Below are 19,658 nucleotides of genomic sequence, written 5' to 3' on the forward strand. Positions count from 1 at the left end.
AACGAGGCAGCATGACCACTACCGATTGCGCCTCGTGCGCCGACGAGCGGGCCGCCGGCGCGGCGTTCTGCGAGGCCTGCGGGCGGGCGCTGAGCTCGGCCAAGGCGTGCCCGCACTGCGGCGTGCCGGGTGGGATCGGCGCGGACGGCTACTGCGAGCACTGCGGCATGCTGGCCAGCCGGCCGCGGGACCACGTCGAGGCCGACTACGGTTCGGTCGCCGCCGCCGTCACCGACCGTGGCCGCCGGCATCACCGCAACGAGGACGCGGCGTGGCTCGCGGTCCGCGGCACCGACGTCGACGTGGTGGTCTGCGACGGCGTGTCGGCGTCGTTCGACCCGGATGTGGCCTCGGAGACGGCCGCCGGGGTGGCGGGGGCGCTGCTGGCCGACGATCCGGACGTCGCCAAGGCGATCCTGAGCGCCAAGGACGCGGTGGCCGAGCTCGTCAAGAGCGGTGACCCGCGCCGCGGCTCGTCCAACCCGGCCTGCACGATCGTGGCCGCGACGGTCCGCGGCGCCGAGATCAACGTCGGTTGGCTGGGCGACAGCCGGGCCTACTGGCTGCCCGCCGCCGGGCCGGCCGAGCAGCTCACCGAGGACGACTCGTGGGCCACCCACGCCATCGCGATGGGTGCCGACCCGCAGGCCGCGATGCGCGACCCGAAGGCGCACGCGATCACCGCGTGGCTCGGTGCCGACGCCGGGCCGGTGACGCCGCGGGTCGGCGCGTTCACCGTCAAGGACCCCGGCCACCTGATCCTGTGCAGCGACGGGCTGTGGAACTACCTCACCGACCCGGCCGCGCTCGCCGAGACCATACGCGAGAACTTGCGCACGGGCGGCACTCTGGTCGATGCCGCGCGTGGTCTGGTCGACTTCGCCAACGCCGCGGGTGGCGCCGACAACATCACCGTCGCCGTCGTGCCCGTGCTTTCGCTGTCTAGCGTCAAGGAGTAGGGATGCCGTACACCGCCGAGGCCTTCCAGAACGAGTTTCTCGCGCTGGGCGCGACCGAGGTCAACGCGATCGTCACGGTCACGTCGTCGGGCTCCGAGGGCGGCCGGCGCACCTCCGGCGCCACCGAGATCATCATCGTCGACGCGTCCGGGTCGATGCAGGCCGAGGGCCGGATGAGCGCCGCCCGGCAGGCGGCCAAGGCGGCCATCGAGTGCATCGACGACGGGGTCCACTTCGCGATCATCGCCGGGGTCAGCACCGCCCAGCAGCTCTACCCCGCGCCCGGCCAACTGGCCGTGTCGTCGCCGGCCTCGCGCGCCGACGCGATCAGCAACATCGACCGGCTCCAGGCCAGCGGCGGCACCGCGATGGGCGCCTGGCTGCTGCTCGCGGCGCAGCTGTTCAGCCAGCGGCCGGGCGACATCGCGCACGCCATCCTGCTCACCGACGGCGACAACGGCGAGCGCGCCGGCTACCTCGAGCAGGTGCTCGCCTCGATCGGCGGCAAGTTCACCTGCGACTGCCGCGGCGTCGGGGTCAACTGGAAGGTCCCGGAGCTCCGCAAGATCGCGAACGCTCTCCTCGGCACCGTCGACATCGTCGCCCAGCCGGCCGGCCTGACCGCCGCGTTCGAGGAGATGATGACCAAGTCGATGGGCAAGACCAGCGCCGACGTGCAGCTCAAGGTGTGGACGCCGGTCAACTCGACGGTCCGTTTCGTCAAGCAGGTCGAGCCCGAGGTGAGGGACCTGACCGGCAAGCGCGTCGAGGACGGCCCGCGCGCCGCGCGCTACCCGCTCGGCTCGTGGGGCGCGGAGAGCCGCGACTACCACGTCTGCATCGACGTCGCGCCCGGAGCGGCCGGCGACGAGATGCTCGCCGCCCGGATCTCGATCGTCGAGGGCGACACCGTGCACGCCCAGTCGCTGGTCCGGGCGGTGTGGACGGAGGACACCGCGCTGTCCACCCGGATCAACCGGCAGGTCGCCCACTACACCGGGCAGGCCGAGCTGGCCGACGCGATCCAGGCCGGCATCGAGGCGCGCAAGTCCGGCGACGACCGCACCGCCACCATCAAGTTCGGCCGGGCCGCGCAGCTCGCCCACGCCAGCGGCAACACCGCCACCGAGGAGCTGCTCGCGACGGTGGTCGACATCGAGGACGCCGCCACCGGCACCGTGCGGCTGCGGCGCAAGGTCGAGGCCGCCGACGAGATGGCCCTGGACACCCGCTCGACCAAGACGGTCCGGGTCGGGCGGGGCCAGTGACCACCTACGCCTGCCCGAAGGGCCACGCGTCCGGCACCGACGACTTCTGCGACGAGTGCGGCGCCAAGATCGGCGGCGTGGCGGCGGCTCCGCTGCCCGCCGCCTCGAGCCCGGCCACCCCCGCCGCCACCCCCGCCGCCGGCCCGGCCGCGGCGTGCCCCAACTGCGGGGCTCCGCACGCCAGCGGCCTGCGCTTCTGCGAGGACTGCGGCTACGACCACAGCACCGGCAAGGTGCCGACGCTCACCGCTCCCCCGGCCGTGGCGACGCCGGTGGCCGGTCGGTGGCGGGCGACGATCGCCGCCGACCGGGCCTATTTCGAGGAGAACGCGATCGAGGGCGTCGAGTTCCCGGCGACCGCCCCGTCCCGCGAGGTCGACCTGCCCGCCCCCCAGGTGCGGATCGGCCGGCGCAGCTCGTCGAAGGGCACCGACCCGGAGATCGACCTGGCCGACGACGATCCGGGTGTCTCGCACAGCCACGCGTTGCTGACGCTGAGCGTCGACGGCGTGTGGCTGGTGTCCGACCTGGGCTCGACCAACGGCACCTGGGTCAACGACGAGCAGCAGCAGTTGAGCGCCGGGCAGACCCGCCAGCTCAAGGACGGCGACCAGGTGCACGTGGGCGCCTGGACGACCATCACCCTGCACGCCCCTACTTCTTGACCCAACCCGCTCGCCGGCAGATCTGCAGGAAGTCCGCCGCGGCCCGGTCCCACGCCTCGGTGCTGTCGTTGGCGGCCTTGCCCACGACCGAGCCCTGCTTGACGATTGCCGGGTTGTCGCTGCGGCCGGACCACCGGAAGACGTCGTCGGCCAGGTTGAGGCGCTTGCCCGCCGTCGAGGACTTCGGGTAGCCGGCCGCCAGCGTGTCACAGGCCTGCTGGGCCTGGTTGTCCACGACCGCGGCTGTGGCCGCGGGCGGTGCCTGCCGGCACCCGGCCACGGGCACCGCGAGAACCAGCACGAACACGGCCGACGTGAGTTCGCGAATCACGATGTTGCCCCGGCGTGCCGGGCGTCGCCCAGAAGATCGAGTGTCGCCAGCCGCAGCGCCGCACTGCGCGCATAGAGCGACGCGCCGGGACCGGGGCGGGTGCGCCCGTTCAGCCCACTGAACGAACCGCCCGCCTCGGTCAGGATGAGCGACGTGGCCGCGAAGTCCCAGATCTGCCCGCCGGTCTGGATCGCCAGGTCGAGGTCGCCGCGGGCGACCAGCAGCCCCGGATGGATCGACCAGGGCAGCGCCGGCGCGATCTCATTGATCGGCCCGACCAGATGCGGCGCCCACGTCTCCGGCACCGCCGCGAACCGCGCCCCCACCAGTCCACCCTCGTCCGCCCCACCCTCGCCCGTCCCACCCTCGTCCGTCCCACCCTCGTCCGTCCCACCCTCGTCCGGGCCGGCGGCGACGTGCAGGGGTGTGGCGGCGACGACGCGGCCGCCGACGACTCGGCCCTCGAAGGCGCCGGCGCCGCGGACGGCCCAGAAGATGCTGCCCTGGGCCGGGTGGGCGGCGACGCCGACCACCACTTCGCCGTCCTCCTCGAGGGCCATCAGGATCAGCCAGCGGTCGTCGCCCTTGACGAACAGGGCGGTGCCGTCGATCGGGTCGATGATCCAGCGGCGGGAGGCGTCCGGCCCGGCGCTCTCGCCGTGCTCCTCGCCGAGGACGGCGTCGTGCGGGCGGGCCGCGGCGAGCACCTCGCGGATCGCGGTCTCGACGGCGCGGTCGGCGGCGGTGACCACGCTGCCGTCGGCCTTCAGTTCCCGCGGTAGGTCGGCCAGGGCGGCGAAGTGCGGCAACGCCACCGCGGCGCCGGTGAGGACGGCGCGGTGGGCCAGCTCGAGATCGGTCTCCACCAGGTCATCCTGCATGTTTTGGCCGAGCTCTACCGGCATGTCGCCCTCCTCGATCACCGCGTGTCTCTCAGGACACCGCAACCGGACGACGAGCAGATGTCCTCGACAAGAACACCCGGCGGACCGGTCAGCAGCCGGGACCGGCGGCCAGGCCGTCGACGATGCGGTACGCGGTGATGTCGCCCTTCACATAGCCGGCCAGGTCGGCGACCGTACGCGGGGCGGCGCCGTGCACCCCCGCGTAGGCGACGATGGCCGAGTCGACCGTACGGCAGGTGGCCTGGTCGGCGACGACGCGCGCCGACGCCTCCAGTTTCGCCGGATCTAACGCTGCGTAAGAGACTCCAGCAACACTGAGAGTTACTGCTGCGGCCGTTGTGACGTGAATGAGGTGCACATATGCAGCCTAATCAAGATCACTCCAAGTGCAGACCTGCCCGATCGGCCGAGAAGACCACCCTCGGGTACCACTCTGCGTGAAAGTTCTAAACCGCCTGCCGGAGGAAGGTGAGGATCCGCCCGGACACCATCGGGTAACCCGGGCGCCCCGGAATGAGGAACTCGCCGTGCCGCCCGCCCGCAACGGTCAGCCAGGTCTTCGGCCACGGCAGGGACTCGTACGCCATCCTGCCCGCGCGGAGCGGAACCGTCGGATCGCGATCGCCGTGCACGAAGAGCACCGGGATCTCGGGCCCGCCGAACGCCGAAGGCGGCCGGCGGCCGGACACCGTGATCGCGGCCCGGATCCCCGGATCGTGCCCGGCCCCGAGCATGCCCAGCGTGGTCGTGCCGCCGGCGGAGAACCCGACGACCGCGACCCGGGTCGCGTCGAGGCGCGGATCGCGTCGTTCCATCGCGTGCAGCACATGGACGGCGTCGGCCGGCTGGTTGCCGATGTCCGCCCGGTCGACCCGGACCCGTGCGTTGGTGTGCGGATAGGCCGGCGCGAGCACGATGAAACCGGCCCGCGCCCACGTCGTCGCGATCGGCGCGAACTGGGCCGGCAGTCCACCGAGACCGTGCGAGAACAACACCACCGGGTGCTTGCCGGTCAGCCCGGCGAGAGACCAGACCGTCGTCGGCAGTGGACGTGCCGCGCCCCGGGCCAGGCTGACGACACGGGTCAGCACCCCCGCCGGGGCCTGGGCGGCGGCATCCGCGGCGGCCGATCCCCCGCAACCGGCGAGCATCGCCATCAGCATGACGAAAATCCCCGACCGGCGCATGCCGTGAGCCTAGGAACGTCACGCCAACGGACATATCGACGTTGTGGAGGGGATGAGACGACGAACACTGCTCGGCGCCGGCGCGACGGTGGCCACCCTCGCCACAGTGGCCGGGTACCGCCGCCGAACGGCCGAGGAAGAGCCCGTGATGCCGGCCGCGCCCGCCGGTGAGCAGCGGCTGCGGCAACTCCCGTCGGCCGCCCGCGGGCGCACGGTCGATGTCTACACCGCCGTTCCGCAGGGCCACGGGGACGGCCGGGGCCTGCCGGTCTGCCTGATCCTGCACGGCGGGACCAAACGGCCGGCCGACTACGCCGGCCTCGGCCTCGGCCGGTTCCTGACCGATGCGGTACGCCGGGGCGCGCCCCCGTTCGTCCTGGTCGGCGCGGACGGCGGCGGTCTGGCGTGGCGCCCGGCCGGAGCCGACGACCCGCAGCGCATGGTCCACGAGGAGATCCCGGCGTGGTGCCGCAGGTTCGGCTACGACACCGGCCGGATGGCCGCCTGGGGCTGGTCGCTGGGCGGTTACGGCTCGCTGCTGCTGGCCGAGGCCTACCCCGGGTTCGTCCGCGCGGTCGCCGCCTTCTCCCCCGCGGTCCGGCCGGACGACGACGTCACCCGGCAGGCCGGCCTGCTGCGCGGCACCCGGGTCGGACTGTGGTGCGGCAAGCAGGACGGCCTCTACTACGACGTGCGCACCCTGGAGAAGGAACTGCCGGAGGGCAAAGCCGCCGGATCGTACGGGGACGGGCGGCACAACTTCGGCTTCTGGTCCCGCTGCGTGCCGGACGCGTTCGCCTTCGTCGCAAGATCGCTGTAGCGAACCGGTAGTCCAGTTTTAACCTGCCCGTCAAATGCGATACCGGACAATGGCGTGATGGTGGTCGAGACCCTGCCGGTCAACGGAATCGACATCTGTGTCGAGACGTTCGGCGAACCGGCCGATCCCGCCCTGCTGCTCATCGCCGGCGGCGCCAGTTCCATGGACTGGTGGGAGGACGAGTTCTGCCGCCGCCTGGCCGCCGGCGGACGGCACGTCATCCGCTACGACCATCGCGACACCGGCCGCTCGACGGCGTTCCCGCCCGGTGCGCCGCCCTATTCCGGTGCCGATCTGGCCCACGACGCCCTGGGCGTGCTGGACGGTCTCGGCATCCACCGGGCGCACGTGGTCGGCCTGTCGATGGGCGGCGCCCTGGCTCAGCGCATCGCCGTCGAGCGCCCGCACCGCGTCCTGTCCCTGACCTTGATGTCCACCACCGCGATCTCCGGTGCGGACCTCGACGGCGACGCCGCCTCGGCGGCCCCCGAGGCGATCCACGACGACCCGCCGGCCCCCGAGGCGACCGCCGCCGCGCTTCCGCCCGCCGAAGGAACCGCCCCCGGGGATCTCACCGCGCCGGACTGGTCCGACCGCAAGTCCGCGGTCCGGCGCATGATCAAGGACATCAAGGACCTCGGCGGGCTGTTCACCGCCGACGAGGCCCACCTGCGCCGGCTCGCCGAGCGGGTCTACGACCGCACCGAGGACATGGCCGCCACCCAGCAGAATCACTGGCTCTGCCCGGCCGGCCCGCCGACGCGCAAGCCGCTGTGCGGCATCAGCGCGCCCACCTTGATCCTGCACGGCACGGCCGACCCGATGTTCGGGGCCGAACACGCGCACGCCCTCGCCGCCGAGATCCCCGGCTCGCGCCTGGTCTGGCTGGAGGGCGTCGGCCACGAGTTCCCGCCGGCGGCCGTCTGGCAACAGGTGATCGACGAGATCATCGGCCACGAGCCGGTGCGCGGCCGGCAGCCGGCCTGAACCGACTCCCGGCGGCCGCCGCGGCCGGGCCCGGCCGAACCCCCGTGGCCTCAGGCCGACCGACTGCGCAGGCCGGCGAGCAGCACCCCGCTCGCGCCCAGTGACCCGGCCAGCATCACCAGGTAGACGAGGAACAGGCTGGGCGTGTCGGAGAACGGCGCGACCGCGGCGAGCAGCAGCCCGAAGACGAACGCGCCGGCGACCGAGCCGAGCGTCAGCACCCAGCCGGCCGACTTCTGCGCCGGCGTCCAGTGCGGCGACGCTGTGGCGAGCAGCATCCCGGCCACCGGCGCGATGCCCGGAAGCAGGAACGCACCCGCCGACAGCATGCCGATCGCGGTGTACTCGGCGGGGCCACCGCCGTCGCGCACCGGCCGGGCAAGCGCCGCGGGCGGGGGCGGCAGCAGGACCGGCAGACGTACGTGTGGCGGAAGCGCTCCTCGGCGCATCGCCGCGACCAGGTCCTCGGGCGGCCCTAACCGCCGCACGATGGCGGCGGCGTCCTCGAGGGGGTCGACCGCCGCCACCCGGCGGGCGGAGATGTAGTCGGCCACCGTGGTCATCAGTTCGTCGCGCTGGTCGGGCAGAAGATCGTCGCTCTGGGCCCACAGCGCGGCCAGATAGTCGAGGACGACGATGTCGGTGTGGGCGAGCGGTGCCGTGGTCATGTTTCGTTCTCCCCCATGCTGGTCCGGCGGGTGGACACAGCATCGTGGGCGGGCGTTCGCCGGCACATCTGCCGCGGGGCGGAATCCGCGACCCGGACTGCAACTTTTGGCCGATTCCGCTCATGACCGGCCTGGGCCGGGCGATGTCTTGCGGGCGTACGGCAACGTCGACGGCGATCGCGGTGGGGGCCGCGGTCGCCGTCGGGTTTAGTAGGAGCATGCGACTCGTCTCCCTGCTTCCCTCCGCGACCGAGATCGTCTATGCCCTCGGCCTCGGCGACGACCTGGTCGGGGTGACCTTCGAGTGCGACGAGCCACCGCGGGCCCGCGCCGAGAAGACCGTGGTGGTCGGTGGCCGTGACACCAGCGGCATGTCCCCCGCCGAGATCGACTCCTATGTGACCGAGCAGATGTCGTCCGGCGGCGACCTCTACACGCTGCACGCGAACGCGCTGGCCGGCCTCGAGCCCGACCTGATCCTGACGCAGGACCTGTGCCGGGTGTGCGCCCTGCCGTCCGACCACGTCGACGAGGCGCTCGACCACCTGGGGTGCCGGTCGGAGGTGCTGTCGCTCGATCCGTACTCGCTCGACGAGGTCCTCGACACGTTCCGCCGGGTGGGTGAGGCGGCCGGCGTCCCCGATCGGGCCGCCGAGCTGCTCGCCGCCCTGCGCCGGCGGCTGGACGCGGTCGCGGCGGCGGTGCGGGGCCGGCCCCGGCCCAAGGTCGCGGTGGTGGAATGGGTGGATCCGCCGTTCACCGCCGGGCACTGGGTGCCCGATCTGGTGACGGCGGCGGGCGGCGATCCGGTTGCGGCCCGGGCGGGCGAGCGGTCGGTGCGGGTCGCGTACGCCGATCTGGCCGCCCCGGAACCCGACATCGTGCTCGTCACCCCGTGCGGTTTTCACCTGGCCGGCGCCGCCGAGCAGGCGCGGGCCGTCGTGCCGCACTTCCCCGGCGCCCAGGTGTGGGCGGTCGACGGCGACGGGCTGATCGTGCGTCCCGGACCTCGCCTGGTCGACGGCGTCGAGGCCCTGGCCGCCATCTTCCACCCCGGCGCGGTCCCCCCGGCGCCGCCGGACTCGATCGCCCGGGTCGCCTGACCAGCCTCTTGTCGCTCAGTTCGCCCGGCGGGCCAACGGGTCGCTCAGCTCGCCAGGACTGTGTGCCGGGGCGGGGTCGACGAACGCTCGCGGGCCGCCGCCCGGCTCCGCGACGCCTTGTAGAGCCAGCTCGCGTCCCGGCCGAACGACCAGGTCAGGGTGGCCAGGGCCAGGGCGAGCGCGGCGAGCGCGGCGTAGTGCGGGAGCAGGCCGGCGGTCACCAGGGCGAGCACGATGCCCTGCAGGGCGGCGACCACCTTGCGGGAGAACCGGGGCGGCAGGGCGGCGTTGAGCCAGGGCAGCGCCCAGGAGGCGGCCACGAACAGGTAGCGGTAGGCCCCCAGGGCCACGGTCCACCAGCCGAAACGGTCGCCGGCGTAGACCGACAGCACAAGGATCAGGAACGCGTCGATCTCCATGTCGAAGCGCGCGCCCAGCGCGCTGGTGGTGCCGGTGCGGCGGGCCACCTGGCCGTCGACGCCGTCCAGGGCCAGTGCCACGCCGGCGATCGTGACCAGGGCCGGGATGCTGATGTCGTGCGAGAACGACGTCACGACCAGGGCGGTGACGCCACCGACGAGGATCGCGCGGCTGAACGTCACGACGTTCGCGGCGCCCATCCGGGTGCGGCCGGCCCGGATCAGGCCGGCGGCGAGCAGCGTGCACAGCACCAGCCCGTAGATGACGCCGGCGGCGAGACCGGCCGGGGTGAGCCCGAGCGCAACGGCGAGCACGGCCAGCAGGGCGAGCTGGACGGCCAGGCCGGTCATCGGGCCACGCGGGGGCGCCGACGGGGTCGCTGCGAGTGTCACCATGCCTCCAGTGCAAGATCGGCTGCGTATCGTTGCCGCTGTGGGGTAACACGGCGGCCGGCGGCTTTCGGTTCAGCTTTTGAGGAGACAGCCCATGTCGGGTGACGCACGGGCGTTCTGGCTCGCCGCCCCAGGAAACGGTGAGATCCGTCCGGAACAGGTGCCGGCTCCGGCCGCGGACGAGGTACTGGTGCGCACTTTGCACACCGGGGTGAGCCGCGGAACGGAGACGCTCGTCTTCACCGGACGGGTCCCGGCCAGCCAGCGGGCCGAGATGCGGGCGCCGTACCAGGTGGGCGACTTCCCGGCGCCGGTCAAGTACGGGTACCTCAACGTCGGCGTCGTCGAGCAGGGCCCGGACGACCTTCTCGGGCGAACCATCTTCTCCCTTTACCCCCACCAGACGAGATATGTCGTTCCGGTATCGGCCGTCACTGTCGTCCCGGACGGCGTGCCGGCCCATCGCGCGGTTCTGGCGGGCACGGTGGAGACCGCGGTCAACGCGCTCTGGGACGCCGCCCCGCTGATCGGCGACCGGATCGCGGTGGTCGGGGGCGGCATGGTGGGCTGTTCGGTCGCGGCGATCGCGGCGACGCTTCCGGGTGTACGCGTGGAGCTCGTCGACGTCGATCCCGCGCGTGAGCCGATCGCCGCGCGACTGGGTGCCTCGTACGCGCATCCCGACGACGCCTCGGGTGACTGCGACATCGTGATCCACGCCAGTGCCACCTCCGCCGGCCTGACCCGCTCGCTGGAGTTGCTGGCTCCGGAGGGCACCGTGGTCGAACTCAGCTGGTACGGCGACAAGCAGGTCAGCGTGCCGTTGGGTGAGTTCTTTCACGCCCGCCGCCTGAAGATTCGAAGCAGCCAGGTGGGGAACATCGTGCCGGGGCGGCGCCGCACGTACGCGGATCGGCTCGCCCTGTCCCTTGACCTTCTGAGGAACCCGGCGTTCGAGACATTGATCACCGGGAGATCGCCGTTCTCCGAGCTGCCCGAGGTGATGCCCCGCCTCGCGGACGGTAGCCTTCCCGCCCTCTGCCACGTGATCGACTATCCCGAGGAGTAGCAGTCTTGTTCAGCGTCACCGTCCGCGACCACATCATGGTCGCCCACAGCTTCACCGGCGAGGTCTTCGGCCCGGCCCAGAAACTCCACGGCGCGACGTTCGTGGTCGACGCCACGTTCCGCCGCCCCGAACTGGACGACGACAACATCGTGGTCGACATCGGCCGCGCCCTGGAGGAGCTGCGCGCGATCTGCGGCACCCTGAGCTACCGCAACCTCGACGACGAGCCCACCTTCAAGGGCGTCAACACGTCCACGGAGTTCCTGGCCAAGGTGATCGCCGACCGCCTCGCCGACAAGGTCGCCTCGGGTGACCTCGGCCCCGGTGCCGCGGGCCTGTCGGGCATCTCGGTCACCCTGCACGAGTCCCATGTGGCCTGGGCGAGCTACGAGCGCACCCTGTGACAAGACCCCTCTGGGCGGTGCTGCCGGGTGGCATTGACGACCCGGCGGCCCCCAGCGGCGGCAACCGCTACGACCGTACGATCCTCGACCTGATCGCCCACCCCGCCGCGCACCCGGCCGCCGCCGGGCCGGACCCGCGGGATACCGGCCTCGCCGCAGGCGAAGGGTGGGAGATCGCCGGGCGGGACGTGCACGAGATCGCGATCGCCGGGACCTGGCCGGAGCCCGACGAGGCCACTCGCCGGGCGCTCGATCGCGCCCTGGGCGACATTCCGGAAAAGTCGGATGTGCTGGTTGATGGGCTGGTGGCCTGCGGGGTGCCGGAGATCCTCGAACCGCACCGGCACCGGCTCCGGCTGGTCGTGCTCGTGCACCTGCCGCTCAGCGACGAGACCGGGCTCGGCGACAGTGACGCCGCCCGGCTGCGCGCCAAGGAACGCGCCGCCCTCCACCTGGCCGACGAAGTGATCGCCACCAGCGAGGCCGCCGCCCGGCGCATCTCCGCGATGCACGACCTGACCGGAGTGACCGCGGCGGTGCCCGGCGTCGACCCCGCTCCCCCGGCGGCCCCCTCACCGAGCGGGAACCGGCTGCTCTGCGTCGCCTCCGTGACGCCCCGCAAGGGGCAGGACCTGCTGGTCACCGCCCTCGAACGGGACCTGGCCGACCTCGGCTGGAGCTGCACCTTCGTCGGCGCGCTCACCCGGCCGGTGCCGTACCGCAGCTCGAACATCCACTTCGCCGGGCCGAAAGCGGGCGCCGAGCTGGACGCCGCCTACGCGGACGCGGATCTCTTCGTGCTCCCGTCGCGGGCCGAGACGTACGGCATGGTCGTCACCGAGGCGCTCGCCCGCGCCCTGCCGGTCGTCGCGACCGACGTCGGGGGTGTCTCCGAGGCTCTCGGCCTCGCCCCCGACGGCTCCCGCCCCGGCCTGCTGATCCCCCCGGACGACCCGGACGCCCTGGCCGCCGCCCTGCGCCGGTGGCTCACCGACCCCGAGCTGCGCGAGCGCCTGCGCGCGTCGGCCCGGGCACGCCGCGAGACCCTCCCGACCTGGGCGGCGACCGCACACCGCATCTGCGACGTATTGGACGAACGAGGAGGCACCGCATGACCGGGGAGTTCAGTGAGAGCTGGCTGGGGCTTCGGGAACCGGCCGACGCCGACGCGCGGGCCCGTGACCTGGTGGCGCTGGTGCCGCAACCGGTGCGGGTGATCCGGGATCTCGGATGCGGCACCGGGTCGCTGGGCCGCTGGCTCGCCCCCCAGCTGCCGACGCCGCAGCACTGGGTGATGGCCGACCGCGACCCGGCGCTGCTGCGGTACGCGTCGGCGCACATGCCGTTCGACGGGGTCACGGTGGAGGTGGCGTTCGGCGACGTCACCGACCTGACCGCGGACGACCTCCGGGACACCGATCTGGTCACCTGCTCGGCGCTGCTCGACCTGCTCACCGAGGCGGAGATCGGCGACCTGGCGGCGGCCTGCGCGGCCTCCCGGACGGCGGCGCTGTTCACCCTGTCGGTGGCGGGCGAGGTCACCCTGGAGCCGGCCCGGCCCGAGGACGACGAGGTCAAGGCGGCGTTCAACGAGCATCAGCGCCGCGCGGAGGGTGGCCGCCAACTGCTGGGGCCGGACGCCCCGGCCGCCGCCCGGATCGCGTTCGAGAAGGCCGGTGCGACCGTCGTCACCCGCCCGAGCGTCTGGCGGATCGGGCCGCAGATGCCGGATCTGACCGCCGAATGGCTGCGCGGATGGGTGGCTGCGGCCCAGGAACAGCGCCCTGATCTGCGGCTCGACGACTACCTGGCGGAGCGGCTCGGTGACCTGCCGACGGCCACGGTCGGACATGTCGATCTTTTGGCGACCTTCGGCTGAACCCTTTTGGCCTGTCCCGGCGTATTAGGGGAAAGACGGGCAACAAGAGGGGACTCGGACGTGACGCGATCGATCTGGCCATGGATGCGCCTGCTCGGCGGGGCCGTGATCATCGCCGTGCTGCTGTGGCGGCTCGGCACCGGTGCGTTCCTCGACGGGCTCCGGGTCATCGACACGCCCGCCCTCGCGGCGGCGTTCCTGATCGGGGTCACCACCACCGTGTTCAGTGCGTGGCGCTGGTGCCTCGTCGCCCGCGGCATGGGCCTGACGCTCGGGCTGAGGACCGCGATCGCCGACTACTACAAGGCGCTGTTCCTCAACGCGGCGCTGCCCGGCGGGGTGCTCGGCGACGTCGACCGGGCCGTCAAGCACGGCCGTGACGAGGGTGACGTCGCCAAGAGTGTCCGGGCCGTGGTCCTGGAGCGCACGGCGGGACAGATCGTCCTGGTCGGGGTCGGCGTGACGGTGCTGGTGACCGTACCCTCGCCGGTCCTGGCCCTGTTGCAAAAGCACGGCCTGGTGGCCGCGACGGTCACCTTGGCTGTCGCCGCCGCCGGCGTGCTCGTTCTTCTCGCCTTCCGCAAGCTGCGCCAGGGCGGTTCCCGGATCGCCGGCGCCCTGCGGACCACGCTTGGTGAGATCCGCACCGGCCTGCTCGCCCGCCGCAACTGGCCGGGCATCACGCTCGCCTCGACCGTCGTGCTGGCCGGCCACCTGGCGACGTTCGTGGTGGCCGCCCGCTCCGCCGGCTCCACCGCCACGATCACCAAACTCGTCCCGCTCATGCTGCTCGCCCTGCTCGCGATGTCGCTCCCGCTGAACATCGGCGGCTGGGGCCCGCGCGAGGCGGTCACCGCGTGGGCGTTCGGCGCCGCCGGCCTCAGCGCCACCCAGGGCCTGACGATCGCGGTGGTCTACGGCGTGTTCGCCTTCGTCGCGGCCCTGCCGGGCGCGCTCGTGGTGCTGCTCCGGGCGGCGACGCGGGTCAAGCTCGCGGCCACCGCCCAGGCCGTACGCGCGGTGGCCCCGGTCTCGCCCGCCGTCGGCTACGCGGTGCGCAAAGAGCTCGTCCGCACCGGCGCGTGATCCCTGGTGGTGTACTGGCAGTTACCCGTGCTGGAAGCGCTCCGAGAGGGCGTACCGCAGAAGTACGACGTCCCCGATCTGGCGCACCCCGGCCAGGGTGGCCCGGCGGCTCGGTCCCCACGGGAAGTCGCCGTCGCCGACGAAGCGGGGCGCCCTCGAGTCGCCGACGAAGAACGGCGCCACGACCAGCTGCAACTCGTCGACGAGCCCGGCCGTGAGGAACTGGGTGTGCATGGAGCCGCCGCCCTCGACCATGAGCCGTCGTACGCCCCGGGCACCGAGGTCGTCGACCACGAACGACAGATCGACCGGCTCACCGCCGTCGATGACGGTGGCCACCTTGCCCAGCCGTTCGTGCGCCGACGCGATCGACGAGCTCCCGCAGTAGACGAGCTTCTCGACCGCACCGTGCGCGAAGAACCGGGCCTGGGGATCGATGGTGCAGGAGCCGGTGACCGTCACCTTAAGTGGGTGTGGCCGCTCGCCGCGCGCCACGCGCGCCTGCTGGCGGGCGGGCGAGCGGATCAGCAGCCGCGGGTCGTCCTGCCGGATCGTGTTCGAGCCGACCAGGATAGCGTCGCAACCCGCTCGGACGTCGTCGACCCGGTCGAAGTCGGCGTCGTTGGACAGGAGCAACCGCTCCGGCTCAGTGTCGTCGAGGTAGCCGTCGATCGACATGCCGCAGCTCAACAACGTGTAGGGACGATCAACCACTGATGACGCCTCCAGCCGAGCGACGATCGTCACCCCGGTCGAACATTTGCGTCCAAGATAATCCGGGACACGATTACTGGCACATTCGCAGTCTGTTGCGTTGCAGTGACCTTGCTGGCGGGCATAGCGAATCAGCGGGGATTCAACAGGGAGGACCGATACCGATGATCGAGGCCACGGTGCGCCAACAGGTCACTGTTCCGCTGCGCTTCACCGACGGATACACCACTCCGGCTCAAGTGATGACCTTCGACGGTCTGGTGGACGGCAAGGAGCACATCGCTCTTGGCCTCGGCGACTGGCGGCGCGCGCTCACCAAGTCGGCGGCCGGTGGCCGGGCGCCCCTGGTGCGGCCGCACAGCGAGTGCATGACCGGCGACGTGTTCGGATCTCAGCGCTGCGACTGCGGTCCGCAGCTGCGCGAGGCGGTGGAGCGGATCGCCGAACAGGGCGGTTTCGTCCTCTACCTGCGGCAGGAGGGACGGGGCATCGGCCTGTACGCCAAGCTCGACGCGTACGCCCTACAGGATTCCGGGCTCGACACCTACGAGGCGAACGTCGCGCTCGGCCACGGCGAGGACGAGCGGGACTACACCGCGGCGGCGCAGATGCTGCTCGCCGTCGGTGCCGACCGGGTGCGGCTGCTGTCCAACAACCCCGACAAGGCGGTCCAGCTGGAGGCGTGCGGGATCGAGGTCACCCAACGGGTCCCGACCGGCGTGCACATGTCCCCCGCCAACGTCCGCTACCTGGCCACGAAGGCGTCGCACACGTCACACACCATCGAGCTACCGCTCGCCGAGTAGGGCCGGGACCAGGATGTACGGCACGATGAGACGATGACCGACGACCCGCACCGGCTGCTGACGGCCTTCGACCAGGTGCCGTTCATCCTGGCCGTGTGCGAGGGGCCCGAGCTGCGGGTGCGTGCGCTGAGCGCTGCGACCAGGGCCGTCCTGCCCGGACGGCCCTGGTCGGGGCTGCCCATCCGCGAGGTGATCAGAGACCTGATCGGCCAGCAGATCACGGACGCCTACTACCAGGTCTATCGCTCCGGGACGCCGATCACCGGGCAGGAGTGGCGGGTCCATCTGGACATGCCCGACGGCTCCGTCCACGAGATGTTCGCCAACTTCACCATCTCGCCGTGGTATTCCGACGGGGTCCTGCGGGGGGTCATCGGGGTCGGCTTCGACGTCACCGCGACGGTCCGCCAGCGGCAGGCCGCCGAGCTGCTGGAACAACGTTACAAGGCGACCCGGGACGTCATCACGGCCCTCCAGCGGGAGCTGCTGCCGGCCGGGCTGCCGGTTCTGCCCGGACTCCAGGTCGCGGCCAGCTACCTGCTCGCCGACGCCGACACGGCCGCCGGCGGCGACTGGTTCGACGTGGTCGCGCAGCGGGACGGCCGGGTCGCGCTGATCGTCGGCGACGTGGTCGGGCACGGCGTCGCCGCCTCGGGCGTGATGGGTCAGCTGCGGGCGGTGCTGCGCGACCGGCTCGACGACGGGGCCGGCATCACCGAGGCGCTGGCCGCCGCCGACCGCTTCGCGGCGCGCTCGGCGGGCGCCCACGCGGCCACCATCTGCATGGTGGTGCTCGATCCGGTCACCGGGGACCTGGCCTACTGCACGGCGGGCCATCCGGCCCCGCTGGTGGTCACGCCCGGCGGCCGGACCCGCTACCTGTCCGGTACGGGCGGGCGACCCCTCGCCACCGGTGGATCCTTCCCGATCGCCACCGACCGGCTCGCCCCCGCGGAGCTGCTGCTGCTGTTCACCGACGGCATCCTCGAGCGGCCCGGCCGCGATCACGCGTCGGGTTCGGCCGAGCTGGCCCAGGTCGCGGCGGACAGCGTGGCCGGGCGGGCGCTTCGCGATCCGGGCACCACCCCGGCCGAGCGGGTCTGCACCAACACCGTCGAGCTGCTCACCCGGGCCACCGGCCATCAGGACGACATCACGCTGCTCGCGGTGCAGCGGGTGCCGCACCCGGCGCCGCTCGTGCTCGACCTGCCGGCCGATCCCACGGTGCTGCGCGAGGCCCGGAAGAAGATCGAGGCCTGGCTCGCCGGGCTCGGGGCGACGACGGATGACGCCTTCAACGTCCAGCATGCCCTGGGCGAGCTCCTGACCAATGCCATCGAGCACTCGGCCACCCCGTACACGTCGATGGTCGAGGTCCGGGGGATGCTCGGCGCAGCCGGGCAGCTGGACATCTCCGTGCGTGACCATGGCACCTGGCGCCCGCCCGCGTCCGGCGCCGAGCATCGCGGCCGCGGCCTGGCCATGGCCTCGCAGCTGGTGGAGACCGTCAAGGTGGAGCCGTCGGCGGAGGGGACGCGGGCGCTGCTGCGGCACACGCTGATGCGCCCGGCGCGGCTGCTCGACGCCGACACCCCGTCGCGTACGTCGGAAATGTCGCATTCGTTCGGAATCTCGGCCGGCGATGGCCGGGTGGTCGTCGCGGGGGACGTCGACGCGACCTCCGCCGACCGGGTGCGCACCGAGCTGTTGCGGCACGGCCGGGGCGGCACCGTGCCGCTCGAGGTCGACCTGTCGGCCGTCACCCACCTCGCCAGCGCCGGGGTCTCCGCCCTGCATCACGTCGCGGCGAAACACGCCGAGCAGAAGGTCCCGCTCACGCTGCACGCGGCCGCGGGGACGCCCGCACGGATGATTCTCGACCTGGTGTCCCTCCCGGTGACCGAGGTTGTGCACAGCCCCGAACAGGATGTCGGCCCCGCTCTCTAAACTCGCGGGGTGACTTCGGCCCTCTCCCCCGCCATGGACGTCCTCAACCGCGTGTTCGGGTACCCCGATTTCCGCGGCAGCCAGCGCGACATCATCGAGCACGTGATCGGCGGCGGCGACGCCCTGGTGCTGATGCCCACCGGCGGCGGCAAGTCGCTGTGCTATCAGATTCCAGCTTTGGTACGGGCGGGCACCGGTGTCGTGATCTCGCCCCTGATCGCCCTCATGCAGGATCAGGTCGACGCGCTGCGCACCCTCGGGGTCAACGCCGGCTTCATCAACTCCACCCAGGACATGTCCCAGCGGCGGGCGGTCGAGGAGGATTTCGTCAACGGCGAGCTCGACCTGCTCTACGTCGCCCCCGAGGGCCTGGGCGTGCACAACACGCAGCGCCTCCTCGACCGCGGCAAGATCTCGCTGTTCGCCATCGACGAGGCCCACTGCGTCTCCCAGTGGGGCCACGACTTCCGCCCCGACTACCTCGGCCTGTCGATGCTGCACGAGCGCTGGCCCGACGTGCCGCGCATCGCGCTGACGGCCACCGCCACCAGCGCCACCCGGGCCGAGATCGCCACCCGGCTGCGGCTGGACGATGCCCGGCATTTCACCCAGAGTTTCGACCGCCCCAACATCCAGTACCGGATCGTCCCGAAGAACGAGCCGCGCCGCCAGCTCCTCTCCCTGCTGCGCGCCGAGCACGCCGGCGACTCCGGCATCGTCTACTGCCTGTCCCGCGCCTCGGTGGACAAGACCGCCGAGTTCCTGTCCGACAACGGCATCCCGGCGCTGCCCTACCACGCCGGCCTCGACGCCCGGGTGCGCGCCGCCAACCAGTCCCGCTTCCTCCGGGAGGAGGGCCTGGTCATGGTCGCGACGATCGCCTTCGGCATGGGCATCGACAAACCCGACGTCCGGTTCGTGGCCCACCTCGACCTGCCCAAGTCGGTGGAGGGCTACTACCAGGAAACCGGCCGGGCCGGCCGCGACGGCCAGCCGTCCACCGCCTGGCTCGCCTACGGCCTGCAGGACGTGGTGCAGCAACGCAAGATGATCGAAAGCTCCGACGGCGACATGGCCTTCCGCCGCAACGCCGCCCAGCACCTCGACGCGATGCTGGCGCTCTGCGAGACGGTCTCCTGCCGCCGGGCCGAGCTCCTGGCCTACTTCGGCCAGCCCGGCGGCGGCGCCTGCGGCAACTGCGACACGTGTCTGGCCCCACCCGAGTCGTGGGACGGCACGGTCCCGGCCCAGAAACTGCTGTCCACCGTCCTGCGCCTGCAGCGCGAGCGAGGCCAGAAATTCGGCGCCGGCCAGTCCATCGACATCCTGCTGGGCAAGCAGACCGACAAGGTCACCCAGTTCCGCCACGACGAGCTGAAGGTCTTCGGCATCGGCAAGGACCTGCGCGACCAGGAGTGGCGCGGCGTCGTCCGCAAGCTGCTGGCCAGCGGCTACCTGGCCGTCGAAGGTGAATACGGCACGCTGGCCCTGACCGACCGGAGCACCGAGGTCCTGCGCGGCGACACCAAGGTGATGATGCGCCGCGAGGCCCCCCAGCAGAAGACCAAGCCGGGCCGCACCACCAAGGCCACCACCCCCGCCGCCGACCTGCCCGCCACCGCCGCCGCCGACTTCGAACGCCTCCGCGCGTGGCGCGCCGCGACCGCCAAGGACCAGGGCGTCCCCGCCTACGTGATCTTCCACGACGCCACCCTCAAGGCGATCGCCACCCTGCGCCCGGCCACCCTGACCCAGCTGGGCACGATCAGCGGCGTGGGCCAGAGCAAACTCACCAAGTTCGGCCAGCAGGTCCTGGACCTCTTCGACTCCGCACCCAACCCCACCTCGGCGTCCGCGCCCGCCCGCGCAGCCGCCCCACCACCGACCGGCGCCCGCGTCGACCTCTCCCGCTTCGGCGACTCCACCCCCACCCCGCCCGCGCAGCGCCGCGCCGACGAGCCCCAGTTCTTCGCCGACGAGGAACCCCCGGACGAGGAACCGCCCTACGACCCCTACTACGACAGCTGAACCGCCCCCCGCCGCGCACC

At 72.3% G+C, this 19,658-nt stretch carries 21 protein-coding genes; 14 read left to right on the forward strand and 7 right to left on the reverse strand.

What is annotated here, in order from left to right; genetic code table 11:
- Window positions 1-11: 11 nt before the first annotated feature.
- The 3 genes from Afe05nite_RS23655 to Afe05nite_RS23665 are packed head-to-tail and all read left to right on the forward strand — an operon-like array spanning window position 12 to window position 2,892.
- Entirely contained in the window at window positions 12-959 is a 948-nt protein-coding gene (locus Afe05nite_RS23655; RefSeq protein ID WP_203819359.1) for a PP2C family protein-serine/threonine phosphatase, read from the forward strand.
- 2 nt (window positions 960-961) lie between these two features.
- A complete protein-coding gene (locus Afe05nite_RS23660; RefSeq protein ID WP_203819360.1) occupies window positions 962-2,227 on the forward strand; it encodes a vWA domain-containing protein in 1,266 nt (421 codons plus the stop codon).
- Entirely contained in the window at window positions 2,224-2,892 is a 669-nt protein-coding gene (locus Afe05nite_RS23665; protein WP_203819361.1) for an FHA domain-containing protein, read from the forward strand. The genes Afe05nite_RS23660 and Afe05nite_RS23665 overlap by 4 nt, the downstream gene beginning before the upstream one ends.
- Here the strand turns inward: Afe05nite_RS23665 and Afe05nite_RS23670 are convergent.
- The 4 genes from Afe05nite_RS23670 to Afe05nite_RS23685 all read right to left on the reverse strand — a co-directional run bounded on the left by Afe05nite_RS23670 (window position 2,882) and on the right by Afe05nite_RS23685 (window position 5,315).
- The gene (locus tag Afe05nite_RS23670; RefSeq protein WP_203819362.1) at window positions 2,882-3,223 is read right to left on the reverse strand and encodes a hypothetical protein; all 342 of its coding nucleotides are present in this window, start codon (window positions 3,221-3,223) and stop codon (window positions 2,882-2,884) included. The genes Afe05nite_RS23665 and Afe05nite_RS23670 overlap by 11 nt on opposite strands.
- Window positions 3,220-4,128, reverse strand: coding sequence for an inositol monophosphatase family protein (locus Afe05nite_RS23675; protein WP_203819363.1), 909 nt, complete (start codon window positions 4,126-4,128; stop codon window positions 3,220-3,222). Before Afe05nite_RS23675 ends, Afe05nite_RS23670 begins: the two co-directional genes overlap by 4 nt.
- 88 nt (window positions 4,129-4,216) lie before the next feature.
- Complete coding sequence (locus tag Afe05nite_RS23680) at window positions 4,217-4,486, reverse strand: hypothetical protein (protein WP_203819364.1); 270 nt, start codon at window positions 4,484-4,486, stop codon at window positions 4,217-4,219.
- Between the two features lie 88 nt (window positions 4,487-4,574).
- Window positions 4,575-5,315 carry an alpha/beta hydrolase family protein gene (locus Afe05nite_RS23685; RefSeq protein ID WP_203819365.1) on the reverse strand — a complete coding sequence of 247 codons (741 nt, stop codon included), beginning with the start codon at window positions 5,313-5,315 and terminating at the stop codon, window positions 4,575-4,577.
- 52 nt (window positions 5,316-5,367) lie between these two features.
- Here Afe05nite_RS23685 and Afe05nite_RS23690 point away from each other — a divergent pair, with 52 nt between their 5' ends.
- On the forward strand, window positions 5,368-6,135 hold the full coding sequence (locus tag Afe05nite_RS23690; RefSeq protein ID WP_203819366.1) for an alpha/beta hydrolase: 768 nt from the start codon (window positions 5,368-5,370) through the stop codon (window positions 6,133-6,135).
- A 57-nt stretch (window positions 6,136-6,192) separates the two neighbouring features.
- Complete coding sequence (locus Afe05nite_RS23695; RefSeq protein ID WP_203819367.1) at window positions 6,193-7,122, forward strand: alpha/beta fold hydrolase; 930 nt, start codon at window positions 6,193-6,195, stop codon at window positions 7,120-7,122.
- Window positions 7,123-7,172: 50 nt separating this feature from the next.
- Here Afe05nite_RS23695 and Afe05nite_RS23700 read toward each other — a convergent pair whose 3' ends face one another.
- Complete coding sequence (locus Afe05nite_RS23700) at window positions 7,173-7,790, reverse strand: HAAS signaling domain-containing protein (RefSeq protein WP_203819368.1); 618 nt, start codon at window positions 7,788-7,790, stop codon at window positions 7,173-7,175.
- A 218-nt stretch (window positions 7,791-8,008) separates the two neighbouring features.
- Between Afe05nite_RS23700 and Afe05nite_RS23705 the strand changes: the two genes are divergently transcribed.
- Complete coding sequence (locus Afe05nite_RS23705; RefSeq protein ID WP_203819369.1) at window positions 8,009-8,893, forward strand: cobalamin-binding protein; 885 nt, start codon at window positions 8,009-8,011, stop codon at window positions 8,891-8,893.
- A gap of 44 nt (window positions 8,894-8,937) precedes the next feature.
- Here Afe05nite_RS23705 and Afe05nite_RS23710 read toward each other — a convergent pair whose 3' ends face one another.
- Window positions 8,938-9,708 (reverse strand): CDP-alcohol phosphatidyltransferase family protein, encoded by a 771-nt coding sequence (locus tag Afe05nite_RS23710; RefSeq protein ID WP_203819370.1) that lies wholly within the window; start codon window positions 9,706-9,708, stop codon window positions 8,938-8,940.
- A gap of 91 nt (window positions 9,709-9,799) precedes the next feature.
- Here Afe05nite_RS23710 and Afe05nite_RS23715 point away from each other — a divergent pair, with 91 nt between their 5' ends.
- From Afe05nite_RS23715 to Afe05nite_RS23735, 5 genes are all read left to right on the forward strand, one after another.
- A complete protein-coding gene (locus tag Afe05nite_RS23715) occupies window positions 9,800-10,774 on the forward strand; it encodes a zinc-dependent alcohol dehydrogenase (protein ID WP_203819371.1) in 975 nt (324 codons plus the stop codon).
- A 5-nt stretch (window positions 10,775-10,779) separates the two neighbouring features.
- Window positions 10,780-11,178 carry a 6-pyruvoyl trahydropterin synthase family protein gene (locus Afe05nite_RS23720; protein ID WP_203819372.1) on the forward strand — a complete coding sequence of 133 codons (399 nt, stop codon included), beginning with the start codon at window positions 10,780-10,782 and terminating at the stop codon, window positions 11,176-11,178.
- A complete protein-coding gene (locus Afe05nite_RS23725) occupies window positions 11,175-12,293 on the forward strand; it encodes a glycosyltransferase family 4 protein (RefSeq protein ID WP_203819373.1) in 1,119 nt (372 codons plus the stop codon). The genes Afe05nite_RS23720 and Afe05nite_RS23725 overlap by 4 nt, the downstream gene beginning before the upstream one ends.
- A complete protein-coding gene (locus Afe05nite_RS23730; RefSeq protein ID WP_203819374.1) occupies window positions 12,290-13,057 on the forward strand; it encodes a class I SAM-dependent methyltransferase in 768 nt (255 codons plus the stop codon). The genes Afe05nite_RS23725 and Afe05nite_RS23730 overlap by 4 nt, the downstream gene beginning before the upstream one ends.
- Before the next feature lie 84 nt (window positions 13,058-13,141).
- Complete coding sequence (locus tag Afe05nite_RS23735; protein ID WP_203819386.1) at window positions 13,142-14,143, forward strand: lysylphosphatidylglycerol synthase transmembrane domain-containing protein; 1,002 nt, start codon at window positions 13,142-13,144, stop codon at window positions 14,141-14,143.
- A 21-nt stretch (window positions 14,144-14,164) separates the two neighbouring features.
- Here Afe05nite_RS23735 and Afe05nite_RS23740 read toward each other — a convergent pair whose 3' ends face one another.
- Window positions 14,165-14,857: a RibD family protein gene (locus tag Afe05nite_RS23740; protein WP_203819387.1), complete on the reverse strand. Its 693-nt coding sequence runs from the start codon at window positions 14,855-14,857 to the stop codon at window positions 14,165-14,167.
- A gap of 164 nt (window positions 14,858-15,021) precedes the next feature.
- Between Afe05nite_RS23740 and Afe05nite_RS23745 the strand changes: the two genes are divergently transcribed.
- The 3 genes from Afe05nite_RS23745 to recQ are packed head-to-tail and all read left to right on the forward strand — an operon-like array spanning window position 15,022 to window position 19,638.
- Window positions 15,022-15,663: a GTP cyclohydrolase II gene (locus Afe05nite_RS23745; protein WP_203819375.1), complete on the forward strand. Its 642-nt coding sequence runs from the start codon at window positions 15,022-15,024 to the stop codon at window positions 15,661-15,663.
- A 33-nt stretch (window positions 15,664-15,696) separates the two neighbouring features.
- Entirely contained in the window at window positions 15,697-17,610 is a 1,914-nt protein-coding gene (locus tag Afe05nite_RS23750) for a SpoIIE family protein phosphatase (protein WP_203819376.1), read from the forward strand.
- 33 nt (window positions 17,611-17,643) lie between these two features.
- Window positions 17,644-19,638 carry a DNA helicase RecQ gene (gene recQ / locus Afe05nite_RS23755; protein ID WP_203819388.1) on the forward strand — a complete coding sequence of 665 codons (1,995 nt, stop codon included), beginning with the start codon at window positions 17,644-17,646 and terminating at the stop codon, window positions 19,636-19,638.
- Window positions 19,639-19,658: the final 20 nt, after the last annotated feature.

Source organism: Paractinoplanes ferrugineus (genome assembly GCF_016862195.1).
Taxonomy (GTDB): Bacteria; Actinomycetota; Actinomycetes; order Mycobacteriales; family Micromonosporaceae; genus Actinoplanes; species Actinoplanes ferrugineus.